General features: G+C 33.6%; 16 protein-coding genes and 1 riboswitch. Of the genes, 7 read left to right on the top strand and 9 right to left on the bottom strand.

Annotated elements, in window-relative coordinates; all coding sequences use genetic code 11:
* Window positions 1–200 precede the first annotated feature (200 nt).
* The 5 genes from JRC48_RS12620 to rfbD all read left to right on the top strand — a co-directional run bounded on the left by JRC48_RS12620 (window position 201) and on the right by rfbD (window position 4936).
* The gene (locus JRC48_RS12620; protein ID WP_235069838.1) at window positions 201–1283 is read left to right on the top strand and encodes an LCP family protein; all 1083 of its coding nucleotides are present in this window, start codon (window positions 201–203) and stop codon (window positions 1281–1283) included.
* A gap of 338 nt (window positions 1284–1621) precedes the next feature.
* Window positions 1622–2494: a glucose-1-phosphate thymidylyltransferase RfbA gene (rfbA, locus tag JRC48_RS12615; RefSeq protein WP_235069837.1), complete on the top strand. Its 873-nt coding sequence runs from the start codon at window positions 1622–1624 to the stop codon at window positions 2492–2494.
* The gene (gene rfbC, locus JRC48_RS12610; protein ID WP_235069836.1) at window positions 2494–3078 is read left to right on the top strand and encodes a dTDP-4-dehydrorhamnose 3,5-epimerase; all 585 of its coding nucleotides are present in this window, start codon (window positions 2494–2496) and stop codon (window positions 3076–3078) included. The genes rfbA and rfbC overlap by 1 nt, the downstream gene beginning before the upstream one ends.
* Entirely contained in the window at window positions 3075–4103 is a 1029-nt protein-coding gene (rfbB, locus tag JRC48_RS12605) for a dTDP-glucose 4,6-dehydratase (protein ID WP_235069835.1), read from the top strand. Before rfbC ends, rfbB begins: the two co-directional genes overlap by 4 nt.
* Window positions 4100–4936 carry a dTDP-4-dehydrorhamnose reductase gene (gene rfbD / locus JRC48_RS12600; RefSeq protein WP_235069834.1) on the top strand — a complete coding sequence of 279 codons (837 nt, stop codon included), beginning with the start codon at window positions 4100–4102 and terminating at the stop codon, window positions 4934–4936. Before rfbB ends, rfbD begins: the two co-directional genes overlap by 4 nt.
* Before the next feature lie 110 nt (window positions 4937–5046).
* Here rfbD and JRC48_RS12595 read toward each other — a convergent pair whose 3' ends face one another.
* From JRC48_RS12595 to JRC48_RS12580, 4 genes are all read right to left on the bottom strand, one after another.
* Window positions 5047–6489, bottom strand: coding sequence for a glycoside hydrolase family 1 protein (locus JRC48_RS12595; protein ID WP_235069833.1), 1443 nt, complete (start codon window positions 6487–6489; stop codon window positions 5047–5049).
* Window positions 6490–6858: 369 nt separating this feature from the next.
* Window positions 6859–7878 carry a spore photoproduct lyase gene (gene splB / locus JRC48_RS12590; RefSeq protein WP_235069832.1) on the bottom strand — a complete coding sequence of 340 codons (1020 nt, stop codon included), beginning with the start codon at window positions 7876–7878 and terminating at the stop codon, window positions 6859–6861.
* 171 nt (window positions 7879–8049) lie between these two features.
* Entirely contained in the window at window positions 8050–9201 is a 1152-nt protein-coding gene (locus JRC48_RS12585; RefSeq protein ID WP_235069831.1) for an AI-2E family transporter, read from the bottom strand.
* Between the two features lie 172 nt (window positions 9202–9373).
* Entirely contained in the window at window positions 9374–15232 is a 5859-nt protein-coding gene (locus tag JRC48_RS12580) for an NPCBM/NEW2 domain-containing protein (protein WP_235069830.1), read from the bottom strand.
* A gap of 211 nt (window positions 15233–15443) precedes the next feature.
* A riboswitch (cyclic di-GMP riboswitch) is annotated at window positions 15444–15530 on the bottom strand.
* 199 nt (window positions 15531–15729) lie between these two features.
* On the opposite strand from JRC48_RS12580, the gene JRC48_RS12695 reads away from it, so the two are divergent.
* Window positions 15730–15852 (top strand): hypothetical protein, encoded by a 123-nt coding sequence (locus JRC48_RS12695; protein WP_255703607.1) that lies wholly within the window; start codon window positions 15730–15732, stop codon window positions 15850–15852.
* A 148-nt stretch (window positions 15853–16000) separates the two neighbouring features.
* Here the strand turns inward: JRC48_RS12695 and gltB are convergent, their stop codons facing one another.
* A complete protein-coding gene (gene gltB, locus JRC48_RS12575) occupies window positions 16001–20170 on the bottom strand; it encodes a glutamate synthase large subunit (protein WP_235069829.1) in 4170 nt (1389 codons plus the stop codon).
* A 200-nt stretch (window positions 20171–20370) separates the two neighbouring features.
* Complete coding sequence (locus JRC48_RS12570; protein WP_235069828.1) at window positions 20371–20886, bottom strand: hypothetical protein; 516 nt, start codon at window positions 20884–20886, stop codon at window positions 20371–20373.
* 90 nt (window positions 20887–20976) lie between these two features.
* Here JRC48_RS12570 and JRC48_RS12565 point away from each other — a divergent pair, with 90 nt between their 5' ends.
* Entirely contained in the window at window positions 20977–22056 is a 1080-nt protein-coding gene (locus tag JRC48_RS12565; RefSeq protein WP_235069827.1) for a VanZ family protein, read from the top strand.
* Window positions 22057–22084: 28 nt separating this feature from the next.
* Here JRC48_RS12565 and JRC48_RS12560 read toward each other — a convergent pair whose 3' ends face one another.
* The 3 genes from JRC48_RS12560 to JRC48_RS12550 all read right to left on the bottom strand — a co-directional run bounded on the left by JRC48_RS12560 (window position 22085) and on the right by JRC48_RS12550 (window position 25995).
* The gene (locus JRC48_RS12560; protein WP_235069826.1) at window positions 22085–22456 is read right to left on the bottom strand and encodes a hypothetical protein; all 372 of its coding nucleotides are present in this window, start codon (window positions 22454–22456) and stop codon (window positions 22085–22087) included.
* A gap of 178 nt (window positions 22457–22634) precedes the next feature.
* Window positions 22635–23828: an MFS transporter gene (locus JRC48_RS12555; RefSeq protein WP_235069825.1), complete on the bottom strand. Its 1194-nt coding sequence runs from the start codon at window positions 23826–23828 to the stop codon at window positions 22635–22637.
* A gap of 169 nt (window positions 23829–23997) precedes the next feature.
* Window positions 23998–25995 carry an NAD(P)/FAD-dependent oxidoreductase gene (locus JRC48_RS12550; RefSeq protein ID WP_235069824.1) on the bottom strand — a complete coding sequence of 666 codons (1998 nt, stop codon included), beginning with the start codon at window positions 25993–25995 and terminating at the stop codon, window positions 23998–24000.
* Between the last annotated feature and the right edge of the window lie 37 nt (window positions 25996–26032).

Here is a 26032-nt window from a genome sequence, read left to right as displayed (position 1 = left end):
AAATTTATTTCATTGTAACATACTTAAGATAGTCGACCAATGACCAAATTTTTAGAATTTTTATGATTGTGTTGTAATAATCACACAATTTATGTAAAAAACTATAGACGAACCTTTTTAAATATTGTTTTACCTTGTCAGATAGTATAAAATATTAGAGTTTACTGTTTTAACACTCTTTAAGAAATTAGGTGAAGAAGATGAGTAAGGAATCAAAACGTTTAAATCAGATGACAACCAATCAAAAGAAACCCAAAAAGTATGGATGTTTAAAAGGATTTTTAATAGTTATATTAGTTTTATTAATTTTAGGTGGTATTGTTTACGGAGCGGCTCACACTATGCTTTCACGACTTGATCGTGAAGAATTAGAGGAGTTAAATGTTTCTCAAGAAATTTTAGATCTCAAAAAAGGAATGGGGGTTATGAATATTGCCTTATTTGGGGTTGATTCTCGAGATGATGCTTATACGAATACTCGTTCAGATGCAATGATGGTATTTTCATTCAACAGTAAAACAAATCAAGCTTATTTAACTTCTGTTGTCCGCGATACATTTGCCTACATTAATGAAGATCATGGATTTGAAAAGATTAATCATGCCTATGCTTATGGAGGACCTACTTTAGCGGTTCAAGCGATTAATGAAAATTTTGATTTAGATATTCAAAAGTATGTCACAGTTAACTTCAATGCTGTTGAATTCATTATTAATAGACTAGGTGGCGTTGAAGTCGATGTTCAAGACTATGAATTACAAGAATTGAATCGTGTCATTAATGAAATGAATCATGAAGTAAGTGGTGAAGAAGCAGATCTTCTTGAAGGAACAGGAGTTCAAACATTAAATGGTCGCCAAGCGGTTGCTTATATGAGAATCCGTAAAGTTGGAAATGGAGATTACGAACGCATGGAACGTCAACGCCGTGTCATTACATTAGTCGCTCAAAAAGCTTTCTCATATAATAAAGTTAAATTGTTAGGATTAATGCATGACTTCTTACCGTATATTCAAACGAATTTAACGACAAATGAGATTATTTCACTTGGAACGCAGTTATTACTAAGTGGTGAACGTGAAATTGAACAACTTCAATTTCCTCAAACCGAGTTAAGTTACGGTTCAATTTTAAATGATGGGCTGTACTACTTAGTTCCTGTCACACTTGAAGACAATGTCGTGGAGTGGCACACAAAAGTTTATGGAATCGATCGCTACACCCCAACTAGTGGTGTTCTAAATATTAACGAAAAAATTATTAATTACACAGGATTGTATTAATTCAAAAGCTCATAAGAATCTCTGTATTCTTATGAGCTTTTTTTATGTTTCATGTGAGACCGTTTTAATCAGGAACGATCTTCGTTTTTTATCATAAGATAAAGATGAATAGGCTAACTCCCAATCGATTAACCATCACTAAAGGTGACAGCATGAATCTTAGTTAACACGATCGTTTAAGAATTAAAATAAATGTTTTTTCTTTAGGAGATAACGGGCGTTATCCTAAACTTTTTTAAACTAGGTTTTCATTTTAGATGATTTTATTGCTGTCTAAAACCAATGATTTCGTAGTTAAACAGTAGAGTTACGTTAATAAAATAGAGGGATGTGATTCAATGAAAGGAATTATTTTAGCAGGTGGTTCAGGAACACGTCTATATCCCATTACAAAGGCTATTTCCAAGCAGATTTTACCGATTTACGATAAACCAATGATTTATTATCCACTATCGGTCTTAATGTTAGCTGGAATTCGTGAGATCTTAATCATTTCAACTCCTCGTGATATTGATTTATTTAAAAACTTACTAGGTGATGGTTCACAATTAGGATTAAAAATTCACTATCAAATTCAAAAAAAGCCGAGTGGAATAGCAGAAGCCTTTCTCATTGGAGAAGACTTTATACAGCATGATAAAGTTGCATTAGTTCTTGGGGATAATATTTTTCATGGATATGGCTTTACGAAACGACTTCAACAAGCAGTTGCACGTGAAGAAGCCACGATTTTTGGATATCAAGTCAGCAATCCACAAGACTTTGGGGTTGTAGAGTTCGATCAAGATTATAATGTGTTATCCATCGAAGAGAAGCCTAATTACCCAAAATCAAATTATGCGATTCCAGGTTTGTATTTTTATAATCATGACGTCATTAAGATAGCTAAAACAATTCTTCCTTCTTCACGCGGAGAATTAGAAATTACGGATATTAACAATGAATACTTACGTCGTAACCAACTAAAAGTTGAGCTACTTGGACGTGGAATGGCTTGGTTTGATACCGGAACACACCATGGCTTATTAGATGCAGCGAATTATGTTGAAGCGATTCAAACTCGACAAGGTTTATATGTGTCTTGTTTAGAAGAAATCGCTTATCGACAAGGTTATATTTCAAAAGAACAGTTATTAAACTTGGCGAAACCTTTATTAAAAACTGAGTATGGTCAGTATTTAGTTAAAATTTCAAATGAGGAGCGATTATAGTGGGGAACTTTAATTTTATCAAGACAAAAATTAAGGACTTATATATCATTGAACCTAAAGTATTTGGAGATGATCGTGGATATTTTATGGAGTCCTACAATCAACAAGATTTTTTTGAAGCGGGACTCAATATGATATTCGTTCAAGATAATGAATCAAAATCAAAAAAAGGAGTTTTACGAGGACTGCACTTTCAAACCAAACATCCCCAGGGGAAACTCGTTCGTGTGACGCAAGGTGAAGTTTGGGATGTGGCTGTTGATTTAAGAAAAAATTCACCGACTTTCTTGCAATGGGAAGGCGTATACTTAAGTGAAAAAAACAAACGTCAACTCTATATTCCTGAAGGATTTGCGCACGGATTTGTTGTCATTTCAAATGAAGCTATGTTTAACTATAAATGTACTAACTTTTATGATCCAGACGATGATAGTGGATTACTTTGGAATGACAAAGAAATTGGGATTAACTGGCCATTACATCATCTAGAACACCTAATCTTATCAACTAAAGATCAAACACAAAAAACATTAAGTGAACTAACAAATTTACCGTTTATTTATAAAGGAGAGACAAACGAATGAAACAAAAAATTTTAGTTACCGGTGGGGCAGGATTTATTGGTGGAAACTTTATTCATTATATGGTAAATAAATATCCTGATTACTTCATCATTAATTTAGATGCCTTAACCTATGCAGGAAACTTGGGGACCTGTGAAGCAGTAGAGGAAAAATCTAATTACAAATTTATAAAAGGTGATATTACCAATCGTGAATTTATCTTCGATTTATTCGAAAGAGAAGCCTTTGATATGGTCGTTAACTTTGCGGCTGAGTCACATGTGGACCGTTCAGTCGCAGATCCCGAAATCTTCATTAAAACGAATGTATTAGGAACACAAGTCTTAATGGATGCTTCACGTACATTTGGAGTCAAACGTTATCATCAAGTGTCAACTGATGAGGTTTATGGAGATTTACCACTCAATCGACCGGACTTACTTTTTAAAGAAGATACTCCTTTACATACTTCAAGCCCCTATTCGGCGTCTAAAGCCTCGGCTGACTTATTAGTTCTTGCTTATCATCGAACATTTGGCTTACCGATTACCATTTCTCGTTGTTCAAATAACTATGGACCTTATCATTTTCCAGAAAAATTAATTCCGCTCATGATTTCTCGCGCGTTAAATGATGAAGCTTTACCGGTTTACGGAAATGGTGAGAATGTTCGTGATTGGTTACACGTTTATGATCACTGTACAGCCATTGATTTAATTTTACACAAAGGACGCATCGGAGAAGTTTATAATATCGGTGGAAATAATGAACGAACAAACTTAGAAGTTGTTCAAACCATCCTAAAAGCTTTAAATAAACCCGAATCGTTAATTACTTATGTGAAGGATCGTCCAGGTCATGACCTACGATATGCTATTGATTCAACCAAGCTAAAAACAGAACTAGGATGGGAGCCTACCTATAATTTTGAGACAGGAATTAAACAGACGATTGAGTGGTATTTAGAGAATAAAAAATGGTGGGAAAACATTATTTCAGGTGACTACAAAAATTATTTTAAAGAACAGTATGGTGATCAATCATGAAGATATTAGTGACAGGTGTTAAAGGACAATTAGGTTATGATGTCGTTAAGGCGCTAGAATCACGAGGATATCAACCCGTAGGGGTTGATCGTGAAGAAATGGATTTAATGAATGATCACATGATTGATAACTTTATCATGAATTTAAAACCAGAGGCTATCATTCATTGTGCGGCTTATACAGCAGTCGATCAAGCTGAAGAAGAAGTCGAGATTTGTTATCAAATTAATGCCGAAGCAGTGAAAGTTATTGCAGAGTGCGCAAAAACATTAGATATTCCGATGATCTATATTAGTACCGATTATGTATTTGATGGAACAAAAGCTAGTGAGTATGTTGAAACAGATATCCCAAATCCAATCAATGTTTACGGAGCTAGCAAGTTAAAAGGAGAACAATATGTTCAACAGCTATTAGAAAAATTTTATATTGTTCGAATTTCATGGGTATTTGGCATCAATGGAAATAACTTCATTAAAACGATGCAGCGTCTAGGAAACGAGCATGATGAGTTAAATATCATTCATGATCAAGTGGGTTCACCCACTTATACTGCTCATTTAGCGCCTCTACTTGTAGATATGATTGAAACTGATCAGTATGGAATTTATCACGCAACAAATGAGGGATACTGTTCTTGGTATGAGTTTGCAGATGAAATTTTTAAACAAAGTCAGCTCGATGTAATGCTTCATCCTATCACAACAGATCAATATAAAACTAAGGCAAAACGTCCACTTAATAGTCAGATGAGCAAACAAAAATTAAGCGATTATAGATTTCATAGACTTCCTACTTGGCAAGAAGCTTTAAAAAATTATATTAATCAATAACTAAATCAAATTAAAAAAGGAGAAAATACCTCATCACGAAAAATGAGTGTTTTCTCCTTTTATTATTGTATGACGAGTTTCCTTAACTTAAGTCAGTTAACTCATTCTAACTACAAGTTCTCACCATTTGAAGCAATGACTTCTTTATACCAATAGTAGCTATCTTTTTTATAGCGATTTAAAGTTGCTCCTTCTTCCTCTTCTTCTCGATCGACGTAAACAAATCCATAACGTTTTTGATAACCATTAAGCCAACTTAATAAGTCTGTAAATGACCATGTACAATAGGCAATCACTTCACATCCTTGTTCCATCGCAAGTTTCAATTCTTCAATGTGTGATTTTAAGAAAGCAATTCGGTAAGGGTCATGAACTGAACCATCTTCCTCTTTTTTATCAAAAGCACCTAGTCCATTTTCAGAAATAATAATTGGTAATTGATAACGGCTTGTAATTTCTCGTAGTCCATAACGCAACCCAATTGGGTCAATCGTCCAATCCCAATCCGTTGTTTTCAAATAAGGATTAGACGGATTTTTAAATAATCCAGGTTGTCCCATCACTTGATTTGAACCTTTCACCCCTGTTGTATTAAACGTTCCATAAGGTGTAACTCCATCTAGTGGGTTATATTCACAGACACTTGTTTGATAATAATTAACTCCCATGAAATCAACTTTTGAAGCAGCTTCTTTTAAAATTTCCCCATCTTCCTCTTCCATTTGTGGAGCTATTCCTTTATTTTGTAAATGAATAAACGTTGATTTTGGATAACGTCCATAAGCATACATATCCATCCACCAAAAGTTTTTCATATCATCAAAATCCATTTTAGACATCGCGTTAATAGGTTGGCAGTCGATCGCATAGCTCGGACTATAAGCAAAACTTGCTCCAATTTTTCCATTTGGAATCATTTCTTTAAATAATAAAACCGTCTTGGCATGTGCCATAAACGCATGATGATTCACTTGATAAAACGTTTTTTCATCATCAAATTTTCCTGGTGGATGCATAGCCGTTAACCATCCGAGTGATGTAAAAACATTTTGTTCATTTAATGTAATCCAGTACTTCACTTTATTTTTAAATCGCTTAAATAAAACTTTTGCATAATTAACAAAGTCATCAATAATGCGACGATCTTCAAATCCACAATATTGATCAACTAAAGCTTGTGGTAAGTCCCAGTGAAAAATTGTAACCATTGGTTCAATATTGTACTTTAAGCATTCATCGATTAAATCTTCATAAAATTTTAGTCCCGCTTCATTCACTTCCCCATTCCCAGTTGGAATGACACGAGGCCATGAAATTGAAAAACGATACGTTTTAAGTCCCATCTCTGCCATTAACTTCACATCTTCTTTAAAACGATGATAATGATCAACAGCAACATCACCCGTTGTTCCTTTGAATGTTTTTCCTTCGATTCTGACAAATTGATCCCAGTTAGATAAACCTTTTCCATCTTCTAAGTAAGCCCCCTCTACTTGATAAGCAGCAGAAGCACTTCCCCATAAAAAATCATCTGGCATTTTAAAATTCTTCATTCCTATTTCCCCCTCAGTTATAGTTAGCAGATGAGTCATCAAAAATCTAATCTTTTAATGTTCAAAAGCAATTAAATTCTCATCACGATAACTTCTCATATCTATGACATATTCGTCATAACATAGTGATTTGTTCTTTTGATGAACTAATAAAAATTAATATTAAATTAAGGAAATATTAGTCTTTAATCTTTTATATAAGATTTCGTCTCATTCAACCACTCATCCAATGATTGACTCATTTCTAATATGTTTCTTTTTAAGGATAAGCTTTTTAATAACTCCCTTTACTACCATATTAGTAAGACATAAAAAAAATGCTTCCATTGATCATTATCACAAAAAATAAGAGCGGAATCCGCTCTTACTTTAGATAATGTATTTAATTTCATAAGGAAATGGTAGATGCTTCAATCCAAATTCAAATAACTCTTTTATTTCAGCAATTGTTTCTTTTGGATAAACATACTTTCCATAACCAAACTGACCGTATTTATAAGTACGCTCAGATTCATCCATCGGTAATTTACTTTGTTCAAAAACTTGTAAAATATGATTTTTAGCCGTTGGGGTAAAACGGTGAGAAATAATCTCAAAAGTAATCGGATGCTTCAAATCTTCATCTGGTAAATAATTTTTAAGCATCTTAATTAACATGAGATAATCTTCTTTCCAATTAGGATAGATGAACACAGGAGCAATTAAAAAACCAACGGGATAGCCTGCTTTGATCACTTTTCGTGCCGCCTCAATCCGTTGTTTGACACGAGGTGTTCCATGTTCAAAACTTTCAATGACGGTATCTGTGTTAATTGAAAATCTGATTTCGGTCTTCTCATTATGTTTTAAATGAAGTAACCCATCTACATCTGTAAATTTAGTCACAAAGCGAAATCTTGCATCGGGTAGCTTTCCAAAATACTCGATTGATTGAGCTAAGGCATGTGTGTAAGGCTCAACAGGAACGGGATCGGAAGTTGCAGATCCTTCAAAAATCGTCGGTTTAAATTTTCCAGTCTGAACATATTTTTTTGCCTTTTTAAAAACATCGTCAATGTTCACATAAATACGTGTGAATGGTTTATCCTTTAAATTCGTATTTAAATAACAGTACTCACATTTTCCAATACACCCTGTTACTAGTGGTAATTGATAATGGGCAGATGGCTTACACGATTGAAATTCTAATGTTCGACGCACTCCAACAACAAGGACGCGCTTTCCAATTTCATATTTTTCTTGAACATTCTTTCCTCTTAAAAAGTTAACCCGATTACTCTCTAAAATATCAACTGGAATATCCATGTTTTCAAACTTCTCTTTCAACTCAACTCCAAGTGGATAATCAAGTGCTTCTTTTTCAATATAAACGTGCTTTGGTTTAAACATACATATCCTCCTTTCTTATCATCTATTATTCTTCAATTTCGACAAAACATTACATCGCTTTTAATAAACCTAACGAAATTCTCAATGAAGCCTTAACGACCATTCGATTTACTTTAAAAATTTGATAGAACGTCATCAAAAAAAGATCATCTAGTTGATGATCTTTTTAAATTATATTTTTTGCTGATTTTTAAGACGATGATAGCGACGAGTTAAATAAATTTGTGCTAATGCCGCGGATGGAATAGAAACGATCATTCCAACCATTCCTAGATAATGACCACCAATTAAGATGGCGATTAACACCCAAACTGGATTTAATCCGACACTATTACTTAATAATTTCGGTTGAATAACGTTAGCATCTAGTTGCTGGTAAATGGTTAATAACACTAACGATACAATGGCTAAATTTAAACTTGAAAACAATCCTAGTACACACCCTAATAAAGCTCCTAAAATCGGTCCAATGTAAGGAATGACGTTCGCCACACCGGTTACTAATCCAACTAAAATAGCAAATGGGTGATCAATCAACACTAAGATCATCGTTGAAAAGACCCCTGCTAAAATGGCTGCAATTAATTGAGCAATTAAAAATCCACCGAAGACAATATCTAAATCATGAAGTAGCTGCTTTACACGAACTAACGAGTTAGCTGGTAAAAGAGATTGCGCTCCTTTATCAACTGAACGGATTAAAATTTCTTTATCCTTTAAAAAATAAATGGATAAGATAATTGTTGTTAGTGTACTTATCGCAAAACCAGTGACATTTGTAATCACTCCTGTTCCAAGCTGTAACATATAACTTCCAATCGATCCTAAAACATTAGTCACAAAATTAGACATTTGATCAATCTGTTGCTGAGTAACGGTCGATTGAACATATGGCCCTAACTCATCGATATAATAATTAATACTTTGTTGAAAATTTGGTAATGTGTCTAATAATAAACGAAGATTTTTTATAATGGGTGGTATTACACTATTAAATAAAACATAAATAAATCCAACTACGAGAAAAAATAAAATTAAAATGGTCATTCCACGACTAAATCCTGAGGGTAATCTCTTTTTCATCAATCGCTGACTGAGGCGTTGAAGTTGATCCTCAATATAAATCATCGGACGATTTAAAACATAAGCAATACCAAAAGCAATAATCACAGGTCTAATTAATAAAAGAAATGTATGAATTTCATTAGTAATGAATCCTATATTTTCTAAAGTATAATAAACAAAAATTAAGCTAACTCCAACGAGAAAAACACTTAAGCAAGTCATAAAGAGTTGCTTATTTTTCTTTAATGACTCAAACATGAATGACACCTCTTTGTAATAATGATATGAAACCATTTTATCACCATTCTCTAATTTTTAAAGGGGTGTACATGCTTTTCACTACATATTTTTACGTTTATTATAAAAAAACTTGTAAATGAAGAAGGCTACCTCCTTCACTTACAAGTTAAACTTTAAATGATTGATTTAATTAGCTATTAAATAACTCTCCTAATGTATAATCTAACATCGCTAATCCTTGTGAAATAACTTCGTCAGTACTTTCTAAATCTATCAATAATGATTGTAAATAATCTTTAACAAAAATGAAATTACTCCAACGAGCTTCAGCATGCTTAATTCCTACCACATCTTCAAATGAAATATCAGAAATTTCTTCTAATCTCTTCTGAAGCTTTATTTTTTGCTGATTAAAGTCAAGGTTTTCTAACTGATCTTTAGTAAAATCTATCTGTTGTTGAATTTGTTGTGACGTTAATGTATCATTAGCTAAAACGACTGGTAGCACTTCTTTTAGTTCTTCAATAATTGCTACTGATTCTTTGCTATAAAGATAAACTTTTAACTCGTTCACTTGCTCTAATAACTCTTTTAAAGGCTCATACTCACTAAGCATCACAAGGTTTTCTAGTGCTTTTGATAGCTTATCAGCCATTTTAACCACTTGCGATTCTGTGGCATTCTTTGAATTTACTAATTCATCTGCTTCATTTAAAACCTCTTGTAATGCTTGAATACTAGTCACTGTATATAACGCTGCATCAAGCGATTGTGCTTTTGAGATTAACTCTGTTAAGGATGTTAAATCTCCTATTACAATCAAGTTATTGATGGCCGTACTTAACGCTTCAATCATTGCATCAATCTCTTCTTGAGTGACTTCTTCACGAGTTAATAAAGACTCCGCCTCCATGATAGTTAAACCTAAGGCTTCGTAGCTTTCATGAGTAAATTCATTTGAATTAATTTCTTTTGCTTCTTGTAACTTCTCTTCTAATAAAGTTGTATCTATACTTAATTCTTTAGCATAATGAAGTTTGGTATCTGCCCATGTAGCATGATCTGATCCATTTCCATTTCCAGCATCGGTTACTACTAACTTTAATTCTTTAGCTCCCGCTACATTAACTTCAACGTATTGTCGAGGATCTTTAGAATTCATACGACCGCTATCAAATTGTTTCACGCCATCAACGTACACTTCAAATGTGACGCTTCCGACACTACCGTACATCTGACGATCGACCCCTACATAAGCAGTGAAGAAACCATAGTTTTTATTTGTTAAATCATAAATAATCGTTGATGTCGAATGAGCCCCAATTCCACGATCATACGTCACAATCTCTCCATGTTCATTTGTTAGTCTTAACGGATTTGAACTTGCTGACACATCTTTTTTAGCACTTCCGTAACTTTGAATGGCAGATTTCCATTCATAGTCAGTTAAATAATCAAAATCGTCCATATTAATGACTAAAATAGTACGAGATTTTTCAACCTGATTCTTATCTGAATCCGTCACACGATAATTAATTTCATAAGTTCCAGGTCGGTTAAAGTTAACCTTCTCTACTCCACTCACTACAACATCTTCAAAAAGATTTCCATCTTCAGCATCTATTGCTTCATAAGAACCAACGACATCTTCTATTGACTCTCCAACTTTAACAGCTGTATCTGCTGGAATAGTTAATGTTGGTTTAGCATTATTTGTTGTTAACTTTGGATTAATAATCACTGAATGATCGCTCGTGTTCGTATTACCCGCATCACTGACTTCAATCGTTAATTGCTGAACATCATGAACCGGTAATTTCACTGGGATTAAATCATCTGCATGTTTTAAAACACCTGTTTCGAAAATAACCTCTCCATCTGCTTTAATAATAAACTTAAGACTTGAATTATTTTGCGATGTAATATTCATATCAACGCCTAATAAAGCTTCAAAATACTCATATTCAACTTCTGATAAATCATAAACAAGTGTTCCATTCGCATGAATACGGATTCCTTTTTCAAAGTCTTTAATTTCACCATACAAGCGACCTTTAATAGACTCATTTTTTCGAATCGTTCCAAATTGAGTTTTAGCTGATGTCCATTCTAAGTCTGATAAGTAATCATAATCACTTACAACGTTAACATTCATCACTTTACTAACTGTTATTCCTTCATCTTCGATTGTAAACTCAATCGGATAAGTCCCTCGTTCTGTTGCATCCACGTTTCCATGAACGACTACACGTGAACTAATATCTTCTCCTAGATAGTTAGTTGCATGGACTAAATGCATTGGATTAAATGATTCATTCAGCTTAATCGTATACTCTGACTGTTGAAGTAATAAAGTTGGTGTTAATGTATTAATTGAAGCAGCTTGACCAGGTTGTAACTTTTTATCATATGGAATGACTGTATAGTTTACACCATCTTCTTTGCTTACTGATTGATCAATAAAGCTATTCGTTGATGTAAAACCAATGAGTTGATCGTCTTTGAAAATCTCATAACCTAAGACATCGTTTTTAGCTTCATCATCAACCGTGAATGTTAACTTTAACGAATCACCGCTAGATTCAAGCGAAACATCAACTGTTACATCTTCATCAAACCCATCACCTTCGTATTCGATGTAATCATAATTAGCGTACCATGTTTTAATCGATGGTTTTTCATATTGACTGACAATCTCTTTTGTTTCATCTGAAACATAAAACCCGTGACGTTCAAAATGTTCTGTTAAATCTAATTCCAGAGCAAGGCTTGAATATTTTGCGAGTTGATTTAACTTATCATTTGCTGAATTCGTTGAATCTAAGACGACGTTATTCTCACGATATAATTGATTCAGTCTTGCCCAGTAACCTGGATAAATCATTTCAAGTTGCCAAAAAACAGCTAGCTGTTCAAAATATCCACCTGAATAGTAAGCATTATTATCTGTCGCTATTACATTTTTATAGGTGTGCGATTCAAATGGAATTCGTTTATTTAAATTACCGTAGTAATAAGACGTATATTGTGGAATCATGTTGTTCGTCACTTCACCAATTGTTCGTTCTGCGATATCTAATCGGTGACCAATCTCATGATCAACACCCCAACCTCCAACAGTTGTTAACATGCTTATCATGACATCTCCTTGAACCCCGATATGAGTACCCGCTGCATACATGTAACCAAATGGCTGAGCAAGACGAATGTTTTCGCGTGTATACTTCACATCGTGAATCTCACGACTTTCATCAAATCCAAAATAATCAAAAATAACATCCATATGATCGTTATACATCTTGATAGTTTGAAGTGGACTGAAGTTTTGATTAATATAAGCTTCATACGCACCAGTAGCTGTTCCAGTAAAGTATAGGTGATCTGAAACGACCTCCACCACATCAATCATTTTTCGATCCATCACATCAGGATGAGCTGCTTTATCCTCATCTAATCGAGTTTTGTAATCAACTAAAAACTCTAAAAATTGTGCTTCATCTGTGTTTTCATCCATCATCGGGAATGCTTCAACACCTGATGCAAAACGAATCACTGGAGCTTGACTTTGCTCTTGTTGGGTATATGGATTTAAAATGTAAACAGGTCCACCTGGTGTCACATCGTAATGATACCAACCATCATTTTGATTAACCTCTGGTACTGTAATCACGTTTTTTCCAATATGCAACGTGACTGAGCGTGCCCAACTTGCAAAACTTCCCTCCTGTTGTGAGAAAACTAACTGTGGAAGCGGTTCTCCTGGTTTGGCATCAACATAAACAGTAATTTCTTGCCCTGCTAAAGCAACAATTCCCGTTGGTTGATAATTATTATTACCAAATCCAAACTTTAAGTTTTGGCTCGTATGTGTTGCTCGATTTCCAACCTGTTCGGCAACGACCGTTTTAATCGTTTGTAACTCATGGTTCAAAATATCTTTTGCGATTTGAATCTCTTCTAAATAAACAGAAGCTAGTGGATGATTTGAAACTTCATTTTCTAAAATAGCTAGCTTTTCAAGTGAACGATACTCTTCTGACACGGTATCCATTAAAGCATTTGTAAATAGCTTTTTCATCTGATTCGATACGTCATCTTTTGTATAAACACGAATATCTCCAATGGCTGCATAATCTTGATAAGCTTCTTCAAATACAAATTTAACACGTTTTGCTTTGACAGCTTCGAATTGAATTTCTAGCATATCTGTTGTTAAACTATATCCACCTTCAGATACTTTTTGAAAATTATTTCCTGAAGCAACTGGTGAAACATAGATACTAAATCGGATAGGGAATCCTTTTTTATTCATTCTTGCATGATATGTTAGACGATTAATGACACTTGCTTCTTCTAACGTTAAAATAACTTCGTTTGTAAACGATGAGCTATTTGGTTTTCCTGTTTCCCAATGAGTTGTCACATCCTCATCGATGGCATACTTAATGGCTGAACTTCCATACTGTCCTCCATTATTGCTAATACTAGAAATCGGAACACGATAAGCCTCATCATATGAATCGATATAATCGGTATAAAATGGTGTAAAGCGATTAACGTTTGAAGTTCCTGACTCAATGACACCAAATGTAATTAGCTCTTTAGCAATCTCTAACTTTGAAAGATACTCTTCTTTAAATGGATGATCATAAGCTGCTTCCATCAATGAGTCAATCATTTCAATGGTTGCAAATTCAGGATTTAATTCACTCATCACTGAATCTACAAATAAACGATTCATCATTTCCGATAAATGATCTTGTTTATAAATTCCAAATTCTGATGCTACCGCCCAATCTTCATATCCTTTAGTAAAGACAAATTTAATACGACGGGCATCCACTGGATTAAATAGAATTTCCATTACATTTTCCGTATCAATTTTCATTTGACCTGATGTAATTTTTTCAAACGTATCTCCTTGAGATGTTTTAGAAATATAGATGTTAAACTCCTGTGCAAATCCACGTGTTCGAGTATTTGAATACATCAATCTACTGATTGTTGTTAATTTATCTAATGTAATAATCACTTCATTTGTAAAATTAGCATTATTTTGTTTTCCTGAATGCCATCGAGTATCAAAGTCATTATCCATTGCTTTCGTAATATCACTTGAAGCATAATGTCCACCATTTGTCGTAATGCTTGTGATCTCTTCATCAGATACTTTATATAACTCGTCATAAAGACTTAATCGCTCATCATCAACCGCTGTAAATGTTGAAACCATCGCGTTCATATATTCAACCGGCTCAGTTTCTAATAAGATACGTGCATTTTCAAATTCTTCTTTAAATGCTTCATAAAAAGGATGTTGACTCGCTTTAGCTTCTAAGTCATTTAACTTTTGAATGTTATCAACAGTTTCATTTAATTCATTTTTTGAATCATTCGTAAATAGACTCTCCATTTGATCAAGTAATGAATCCTCTTTATAGAACCAAAATTCTGAGGCACTTGCCCAATTTTGATGAGCTGATTTAAAAACAAATTTAATTTTTTTAGCCGTAATTGTATCAAATTGAAACTGTACCATATTTCCTGTCATTTTATGACTTCCGGTAACTGCTAATTCAAAATCATCCTCTTCACTGTTTGAGGTGTAAATTTCAAATTCAGTTGGGAATCCTTTTCCCTTAGCTGAATCCTGACGTGTCGCATAAGCCATACGATTAATAGACTCAGGTGAATTAAACTCAACGACAACTTCATTTGTAAACGATGAACTATTTGGAGTTCCCGTTTCCCAGTGAGTAGATAAATCACCATCAAATGCTTGTTCTAATTTACTTGAAAAGTAACATCCTCCATTATTTGAAAATGAACGGATGTCTTCTTTTGATACACGATACTGTTCATTATACTTATCAAAGTTACTATATTGATTAAGCATAAATGAACGAACAGTTGCTTCCTTAACTTCTTTTTCACTTTCTTCAATCCCTAACTGATTAGAAGGTAACTGATCAGCAAACACATGAAGTACTGGTGAAAAATTAGAGATAGTTAATGAAGTCGCTAATAACGTTGATAAAACTTTCTTCATCACATGTCCTCCCGTAATCTAAAATTCTGTAAGTATAAAAATGGCTTATTTTTCATACTTGCAAAACTAAGAATAGATACCATGCCTTAGAACAAAAAAAACTACCCTCTAAAGGGTAGTTGCCATCATTTTTTGACATCAAAAACATAAACATATCATTAAATTAAATAATAACTCTAAGATTTTTGATGATGATCAAAGAAAATTATTCTTCGGCAACTGGCTGGCATAGTTAATGATAACCTTAGCCCCTTTAGCTTTGCGTCTCTAGATTTCCCTAGATTTGCCACAATTCAATTTTACAACTCTATTTTATCTTATTTTTTCAACATTTTAAATACTTTTATACTATTTTTTTACTTATTTAACTAAACTAATCTATAAATATCTTATTACTTATGTAAAGAAGTAGTCTTGTTTTTTTATTTCATTATTTTCAAGTTTGAATGACTAGTTCGCTTTTTTTAGGGAAAATAACGACTAGGAGGTGAATTTAAATGTCTGGTAAAATGAATAAATATAACGAAAAGAAAGTAAAACAACCTGGTAAAGTTTACGAAACAGGAGAACCTGTTCCAGGAACTGGTGTTACAACGAAGAAAAAAGAACAAAAACATTAATCTTTTATACGAATCGAATCATAGAGTAACCGACATAAAAAAGACTGCAAGTTGCAGTCTTTTTTATGCTAATCAAGAACCCTACGATTAAGAAAGTTATTTTTAAAAAATCTATACTGACTCGTTGAATTTTGAAGTGCTCTTTTTCTTATAAATCTAACTCATAATAGTCAGCTGATGTAACTAATGTGAAATTGACTAGTTCTTTTTCAAAGTTTTTTAAAATAAATGTAGCTAACTGATTATTTGTTTTAGTAACATAATCTGTTAAAACATCTTTTAAAATTTCGATATGACGATCCTTCATTTCAAATGACTGAACATAGTCTTTATTTAAGTTCTCATCTAAATTCTTAGCTTGATATAAATATAATAATCCACCAGTCATTCCAGCACCGATATTAGCACCAACTGAACCTAGTGAAACAACAACACCACCCGTCATATACTCACAAGCGTGAACACCCATTCCATGATTGACTGCTACTGCTCCTGAATTACGAACAGCGAAACGTTCTCCAACACGTCCTTCTAAATAACAAGTTCCCGATGTTGCTCCATAAAGAATCGTATTTCCAGCAATTAAATGTTGGTTGCTATACATTAGATCATATTCTGTTTTTTGGCGTGTCGTTTCATCAGCTTTAACGGTGATCTGTCCACCACTTAATCCTTTTCCCACATAATCATTTGCATATCCTGTATGAATCAGTTCAACACTTTCATTGATGAATGCACCAAAGCTTTGTCCAGCATAACCGTACGTTTTAACTGTACGAGGTTTTTCACCGACTAACTGAACCCCAAATGTACGAAGAGTTGTATCAATAAATACTGGTTCATCAGATGGCTCAAAGAACGTTAAATCCTTTGTTTTTGACTCTGTCACTAAACCATCCTGAGTTTCAATTGGTAGTGATTCTAACCAATCTAATTTTAAGTGATGTGGATTTTGTGATGGAATTTGAAGCAATTCTGTACGACCTCGAAGCTCAGACAATGAATGTACCCCTAACTGTGCCATTAACTCACGAGTTTGTCTTGCAACAAACATCATGTACGTTTTTAACATCGTTGGATCTTCTTTTAAGCGAGAACGCAACGCTTCATTTTGAGTCGTAATTCCAGCTGGACATTTTCCAGTATGACACTGTTTACATCCAATGCAGTCTACCATCACTAAGCACATTGTTCCAAATCCAAACTCATCGGCCCCTAAAATTGCCCCTATAATGACATCATATCCAGATTTAATTTGTCCATCGACTTGAATGAATGTTTCGTGACGAACATCATTTTCTAATAATGATTTATGCGTTTGGAATAGTCCATACTCCCAAGGTAGCCCTGTATATTTTAACGATGATTTAGGTGAAGCTCCTGTTCCACCATTAAATCCTGAAATGACAACCTTTTTAGCTCCTGCTTTAACCACTCCATTAGCAATCGTTCCAACATTCGCAAGAGAGGCCAACTTTACACTAATCATTGCACTTGGATTGGTTGTTTGTAAATCATAAATAAGTTGAGCTAAATCTTCAATCGAATAAATATCGTGATGTGGTGGTGGTGAAATTAAGTCAACCCCTTGTTTAGCATAGCGAACACGAGCAATCTGTTCATCTACTTTTGATTTGGGTAAGTGTCCACCTTCACCAGGCTTCGCTCCTTGTGCCATCTTGATTTGAATTTCTTCGGCATTTTTTAAATAATCATACGTCACACCAAATCGTCCAGATGCCACTTGTTTCACTTTTGAAGCCGTTATTGTTCCAAATCGCTCCACTAACTCTCCACCTTCACCGCTATTTGAAGCAGCTTGTAATTCATTCATCGCGCGAGCAATTGTACGGTGTGCTTCGATCGATAAGGCTCCATAAGACATTGCAGAAGCCACAAAGTAACGAACAATCTCTTCTTCGCTTTGAACCTCATCAATTGAAATGGACTTCTGAGTCTTTAAATTTAAGCAATCACGTAAATTGATTTTTCGGGCACGCTCTGCTTCCATCACAGATTTAAATACCTCATAATCATTCGCAGCCACAGCAGCTTTTACTTCTTTAATAAACTTCTTAGAGTACGCATGGTTCATGAAGATAGAGTCCATATTTTGATATTCATTTACTTTGTTTAAATCAAGGCTCGTTCCCATTAAGTCGGCATCAAGATCTTCAAAAGATTTTCCACCAAAAATTGAAGGTTTCACTGTAAATAAAGACGTCACTTCTTCATCTAATCCAACAACTTCAAATACTTTTGATCCACGATAAGAAGAAATCGTTGAGACTCCCATCTTAGCCATTAACTTTAATAAAGCTGCGTTGCAACCTTTAATATAGGTCGTTAAAGCTTCCTCTTTACTTTCAACTTGGCGTGCAATGTATTCATAACAGAAATACGGATAAATGACATCCGCACCATAAGCAATTAACATCGCATGATGCATCGGTAAACGCGCATCTGCGGCTTTAACAACTAAACGGACTTCTAGACGCTTTCCTAAATCGACTAACACATCGTGGGCAATCGTTGTGGCCATTAAAGATGGCATCACTTTACCAATAGCTTCTTGATCTAAAACGATTAATTGACTTCCTTGTTCAACGGCTTCTTTAATCATTGATTTTAGCGTTTTAATCGCTTCGCGAAGTGTTGTTTGATAAGCTAAACAAATGATTGTTGGATTAAACATTTCTTCATCAATAATTGCTTTAAATTGATCACTCGTTAATAATGGCGTTGAAAATTTGTAAACTGGAACTTCAAGTGGCTCATCACCAAGTGACGTTATCGATGTAATCGTTGATTTTAACGAAAAGACGAGCTTTTCACGAATCGAATCCAGCGGTGGGTTCGTCACTTGAGCAAAGTTTTGTTTGAAAAAATCAAAGAAAAGTTGTCGACGGTCTTGTAACATCGTCAAAGCTGCTGTATAAGGAAATGATCCAATGGCTTCTTTTCCGTTTTCAACTAACGGTTTTAATTCTTGTACATATTCTGCTTTAGTGTAAGCAAACTTTTGCTCATTTTCTTGAAAATTTTCAATCTCACAAGTAAATTCATGCGTTGGCTTCGGTTCAATGATTTTTTCAGTTAACCACTGACGATAAGGTTGTTGTTTAGATAAATGTGCTTTAACCTCATCGTCTGTTGTCATGATTTGTTGATCTAAATCAACACATAGAATTTCACTGGCTTGAATACGACTAGCAACTTTAATTTCTTCAAGTGGTGTATTTAACACGCCAATCTCAGAAGCTAAAATAATTTGATTTTCTGTTTGAACATAGCGAAATGGTCGTAATCCATTACGATCTAATGTTGCAATTAATTTATGCCCGTCACACACAATGACCCCAGCTGGCCCATCCCATGCTTCTTGTTTTAATTCACTATATTCATAATAAGCTTTTAAATCGTCACTTAAACGAGAATCTTGTTCATAAGCTTTCGGTAATAAACGTGTGATCGCATCTTCGATTGCATAATTTTCATGAAGTAATGCTTCAAGTGTACGATCAAGATTGGCACTATCTGAGTGATTTTCATTACAAATTGGATAGACGTCTTGATGAGTCGCTAATCCAACGCGTGCATTTGACCAGTTAATATTCCCTGAAACCGTATTGATTTCCCCATTATGCGCTAAATAACGAAACGGTTGTGCCAAATTCCATGATGGTTTTGTATTCGTGCTAAAACGTTGATGAACGATACAAAAATTTGAACTAAAGTCTTCATCTTGTAAATCTAAATAATAATTTGGTAATTCTTCTGGTCTTAATAATCCCTTATAGACAATGGTTTGAGATGAACATGATAAAATATAACATGTTCGATCAGATAATTTTTCATTTTTCCAATGTTGTTCAATTCGACGACGAAGCTTATATAAAATAGCCTCATCATGATTGGTTAAATCAAAAATAAATTGAGTGGGGATCGGTTCTGTGTTCTTCGCTGTTGGCGTTAAAAAGGTTGAATTCACCGGTACCTCAATTTCTTTAATTAATTTAATATCAAAATGACGAGTGGCCTCATAAATCTTCTCTATAGCAACTTTACGATTTTCTATCTCCTTTGGCAAAAATGTCATCATGACCGCAAAAGGCTCATTAATATCATATTTTTTTTGATAGAATGACTTTGGAATTTGAAGTAAAATCCCACATCCATCCCCTGTTCCATCTTTTGATGTACCCCCTCGATGACTTAGAGCTTTTAATAAAGTCATTCCTTGTTCAATAATATTATGGCTATATGTCCCATCTAGATTGGCAATGGCCCCAATCCCACAATTTGAATGATCAAACATTTGGCTTCCTCCTTACTCCCATACCTACTCATTTTAAGTACATATATTCATTATGATATGAATGAAAAATTCCGTCAACTACCAGTCGACTATTTCAACTAGTTTTAATCATTTTTTACCATTTTATATTAAAAAATCGGGTTAAATATAACTATAAAATTAAATATAAAAAAACACCAAGACTAGCTTGGTGTTTTCCATTAACGATAAACCTTACCATTTATGTTTGTTTGACCATTTGGAACAACTTTGAAGTAATATCCTTTACTTGTCGATAAGTTTAAAGCATAAATAGTTGATGCGTCCCCTTTTTTAAGAGCTACATTGAACATTTCTTTATTTGTTCCTTGTTCATAAACATAAACTTTAAATGTTTTCTTAAATACTTCTGGACCATAGTATTCTTCAAAGTGGAAATTAATTCTTCCTGTATGTCCTGTAAAGTAATAGTTTGAATAAATATCTGAGCGTGAAGCACGAACTTCAAAATAATACGGTGATGATAGATGATGAGCACTTGTTGGACGTGATAGAGCACGCGAATAAACATCTTCATAGTGATCAACGTTTTTCATCGACTTTGTTAAAAGTGAATTCCCTTCTTCAACAATAACTTGAATGTTTGGATCATGAACCGTTACTTCACTAGCTAATGTCGTTTTGTTTGCTGTTAATGAGAACATTAAGAAAAACATAATTGTTAATAGTTTTTTCATAATACTTTCCCCCTTCTAGTAAATTCATCAAAATTATACCATTCCATCAATAAAATTGGTATAATTTATTTAATAAGAAAGGGGGATATTATGAATTATTTAATTTTATTTTCTCTTGCAATAATCATCTTTGGATCAAGATTTTACTATATACTAAGAAATAAAATTAAATTTAATATGAAAGAATTTTTTATTTTTTCATTTTTATTTTATTTACTACTGTTTATTCAGGTAACATTATTAAAAGATGAAGAATTTACACTTAGTTTAAAAAGTATGATTAAACAAGCGCAGTTCATACCATTTTTAACGTTAAATAACAGTTATAAAGAAATTATAAAAAAGATTTTTATAACAATTCCCTTTGGTTTTTTTATTTCCGCTATCCTTTCAACTAATTTAAACTATAAAAAACTATTTCAATATGGATTTTTAATTTCTTTTATTATTGAGACATTAAAATTATTTAAGTTAAATGAAACTTGGAGTATCAATCACATCTTATTAATAACAACTGGTTTTTTAATAGGAGGTTTCATCTATCAAATAGGTTATAAATTATTAAAAATTGTCAATAAACAAACTTGGTTAGATAAACTTACAGACTCTAACTCACAATCTCTAAAAAAAACTTGCAAATTAATATGTTCTTTAATTATAGTATATATTTTAGGTATTTATGCTTCCTTAATTTATGAGACTTATCCATTATCCATTTTAGATAGGGCTAAAATTATCCAGATTGATAATTTTAAAATCGAAATAGAAGAAAAACTAACTCATCTCAATATTAAAGGTTACTATGAAACAAACTTTAATCGTTTAAAGAGGCTTTATGTAGCTAAGTTTGACTTAGATGAAGAACCTATTTATGGAGTTTATATTCTTGACGAACCTTATAAATCTCAAACAGATATTAGTTATGGAATTTTAGTTATCGGCTGGACGAATACCCCCATGAATATAGAAATCGATTATGAGAATCAAATTTATAAGAAACAACTAAATGCAGGTTTATTCACTGTAACTTATCCTCAAATAGTGAATAATCGTCCTATTCTAGATATCTATAATAAATCAAACTCTAATCACAATCTCAGCATCACTTTTTATGATGAATCTGGAAATGTCATCGATATTCCTTACTATAAAGAAACGTTAGATCAATAATAAAAAAATGAGCAAAATTACATTTTGCTCATTTTTTTGGTGGATTTATTTTTCTCAATTGATTGACTGAGCCCTTTTTAAATGGCCAACGATTGGCAAGTAATAGATAAGTTTCAACAGACAGTACGATGGTTGATAAAACATACAACGGAATACTCGTTTGAAACATAACTGCTACCACTCCAAATAGGTGTCCACTCTTTAACATACGATTTCGACTACACTCTCGATAAGTATAAGCTTGTAATAAAAATAAAATGGTTAGCGTTAATCCATTCATCACTACTCCACCGAGTAGAAAATCCATAAAACGATGCGTCGCAGGTGCCAACAATAGAATCATTAGCAACTGAATGATTACCGTTGTTAATTTTAAATATCCAAGTTCTTTGCGAATCACAACATCATCCCTCCAGTCCCTTTGTTATAAGGTATGCAAAACATTTCATCTTGGGACAATTTTTTAGTCGGGATGAATGTCTAGCTATAAACTATTACACCAAAAAAGACATCTGCTATATAAAGCAGATGTCTTTTTAATATGAGTCATCGTAGAGGGATGACCTAAATAAGATTTTTTATGAACGAGAAGACATTGTCATGTTATAACGAATATTTACAATTAAAGCTAAGATAACACCGATAGCTGTAATGACAATGTTTAATAACATGATATTTGAAACATTTGAGCTTGCGATAACCCCGATTAAAGCAGGTAAAATTGATGAAGCAAGACTTGATGCTGTGTAAACAATTCCTGTGATTGTTCCTTTATTTTTAGGGAAAAGCTCAGACATTGTTGTTAACGCTAACTGTAAAACTCCACCCGCTGCTGAGTATCCAATTACGAATGATCCAACAACACACATCATTGGTGATGGGAATAAGTATAATAACACTAACATAACTAATGAAATTAACGGATAAACAAATACAAATCGAACTTGTTTAATCCATTTAGCTACTAAAATTGATGTCACGACAACCGCTGTAAATGATCCAGCACTATATAATGAAATTAATTTTAAAGCTGCTGATTTTTCCATACCTGCAACTTCTTGTCCGTAAGTTGGTAAATAGTTTTGAATGATGTAGAAAGTCGCTGTTGCAGTAAATCCAATTAAAATTAACGCAATTCCTTCAATCCAGAAGTTTGATTTTGGTTCATTTGACTCAGAAACTGATTCTTCTTTTACTTCTGCTTTTTCTACTTTATGAGCAGGGAATTGTAACTTTAATAAGAATAATCCATTGATAACAAAGATAGCCATACAGAATAAGAATGAATATCCGTACCATAAATCGTTAGCAATTAAGAAACTGATAATGAATGGTAATACGAATTGTCCTGCAGCAATGAAGGCTTTAATAATGATGTTGGCACTTCCTGAAGACTCTGGGAAAGCTTCCATTAACGCTGGATATGTTCCTGAATCCATGAACGAGTTTGCCATACCTGCTAAAATAGCTAAAATTAAAGCAACCGATACGTTTGGTGCAACTAAAATTCCACCTAAGAAAATCATATAAGTCACAATTCCTAATAAAACGAATGGCTTACGACCAAATTTATCTGATAACGCACCTGAAACGAATAATACCAATAAACGTCCGATTCCAAGTCCTGAAATAACATACGAAACACCTGCACGATCCGTATTAAATTGTTGCATTAAAGCATCCATGTTTTGAGATAAGATAATAGCTCCCATCCCGTGAACAAAGTAATTAATGTACAACGCTAATGCAGTTGGCATGTACTTGTTTTTCATCTTTTTCTAACTCCTTTGCACTCATTTCTTGTTTCATCAACAAGATTAGTTTTATCTATTTTAAATGCCAAACTGAGAAGTAACCCAGCCTCAACATCTAAAAACAAGTGAATTTATTCACATCTTAGGGTATAAGTAACTCACCCAAAATGGGTGAGACTTTATAAAACTACTTCGATAATACACCTAATGACATTAATGTCTCTGTAATATTGCGTCCTTCTGCAACACCATCGATGATTTTACGTGTACGTTTACTATCACCAATATTGATTACTTGAACACCTAATGGCATGAAGTGTTGTTGCATCGCTTCAAGAACTGGTGTTTGAGGGCGCATTCCTAAACAAACGAATCCGTAATCGAATTCTAAGTTCATTTGTTCTCCATCTTTTTCAATCACAAAGTAATCTCCTGTGATTTCTAATAATGATGTATTTGTCATGACATTAACATCTTTACGTTTAGTCATGTCTAACATTTGAATACGCGTGATGTGATCTAAATCGCGTCCTAACATTGGTAAACGTTCAACAATTGAAACTTCAGCGCCACGCTCTGCAAAGAATTCCACTGTATCAAGTCCAACAGCTCCTCCACCAATGACAGCTACTTTTTTACCTTCAAATTCAAATGAATCGATATTACTTAATAAACCAAAGATTGATTTAACTTTTCCACCTTCTTGATCCACATGATCATGTAATCCTGGAATTGGAGGAAGTAATGGTGATGATCCTGTTGCATTTACAATTACATCTGGTTTTAAGTTTTCAACAAACTCAACCGTTGCCTCTGTATTTGTAAATACAATTAAGTTCTTTAAGTTTTGCGCACGTTGAACTAAGTAATCTGGGAAATCAGCAATACGTGCTTTTTCTGGTAACTTAGAAATTTCACGTGCTAATCCACCTAATACATTTGATTTTTCAATTAAGAATGTTGTACATCCAACTTCTGCAGCCGTACAAGCAGCTTCTAATCCTGCTGTTCCTCCACCAATCACAACAACATTTGTTGATTTTGTTAATTCATAGCATTGATGTTCTTCACCCTTAATTGTTTCTGGGTTAATCGTACAACGAATTGGACGATTTAAGGCAATACGATGTCCAGCACATCCGATGTTACATGAAATACATTTACGTAACGTTGATTCTTTTCCAGATTGAACTTTATTTACCCATTCTGGATCTGCAATTAATCCACGTCCCATACCGATTAAATCTGCGCGACCTTCTTCTAAAATTTGCTCTGCTACTTTAGGATCACGAATGTTTCCAGTTGTCATTACGATTTTATCTGCAAATTTTTCTTTAACTGCAGCTGCCATGTATGAACGCCAACCATCTTCTAAATGCATGGCATCAATTTGATATTGAATTGAATCATTTACAGCTGCCGAAACGTTAATAATATCAACTTCTTGTGCTAAATAATCTAAGATTTCTAATGAATCTTCAAGTGTATTTCCACCTTCAATTAATTCATCTGCACTTAATCTGAACATAATTGGGAAGAATGGTCCAACCTCTTGACGTACACGCTCTAATACTAAACGAGCAAAACGCGCACGATTTTCAACACTTCCTCCAAATTCATCTGTACGATTATTATATAATGGAGATAAGAATTGGCATAATAAATAAGAATGCCCACCATGAATTTCTACCGCATCAAATCCAGCAATTTGAGCACGACGAGCTGCTTGAGCATATTTTTCAACGATTTCTAAAATCTCTTCTTTTGTTAATGGACGTGGAATAGCTCCTCCTGTTTTTGAAGGAATATTTGAAGATGAAACAGGTTGTAACCCTTCAATACGTCCTGGTACTGCTGATGCACCTGAGTGGTTAATTTGGATTGAAACACATGTTCCATAACGATGAAGTGTTTCTGTTAATTTATATAAAGCTGGAATATAGCGATCATGATCAATACGAATTTGAGTTGTTCCGTTTGAACCTAAAGGAAAATCAACACAGGCATTTTCAATAATAATTAATCCTGTTCCACCTTTAGCGCGTAATTCATAATACTTAATATGTTCATCCGTAAAATCACCAAATTCTCCACCATAGTTTGTTCCCATTGGTGGCATGACAATACGGTTTTTAAGCGTCATTCCTTTAATCGTTAATGGCTTAAATAAATGTTGGTAACTCATAACGTCCAAGACTCCCTTTCTAATGATGTTAATGATA

Origin of the sequence: Turicibacter sp. TJ11 (assembly GCF_021497505.1) — a bacterium.
Taxonomy (GTDB): Bacteria; Bacillota_I; Bacilli_A; order MOL361; family Turicibacteraceae; genus Turicibacter.
The sequence above is the reverse complement of the archived record's forward strand: the minus strand, read 5'-3'. Positions and strand labels throughout refer to the sequence as shown.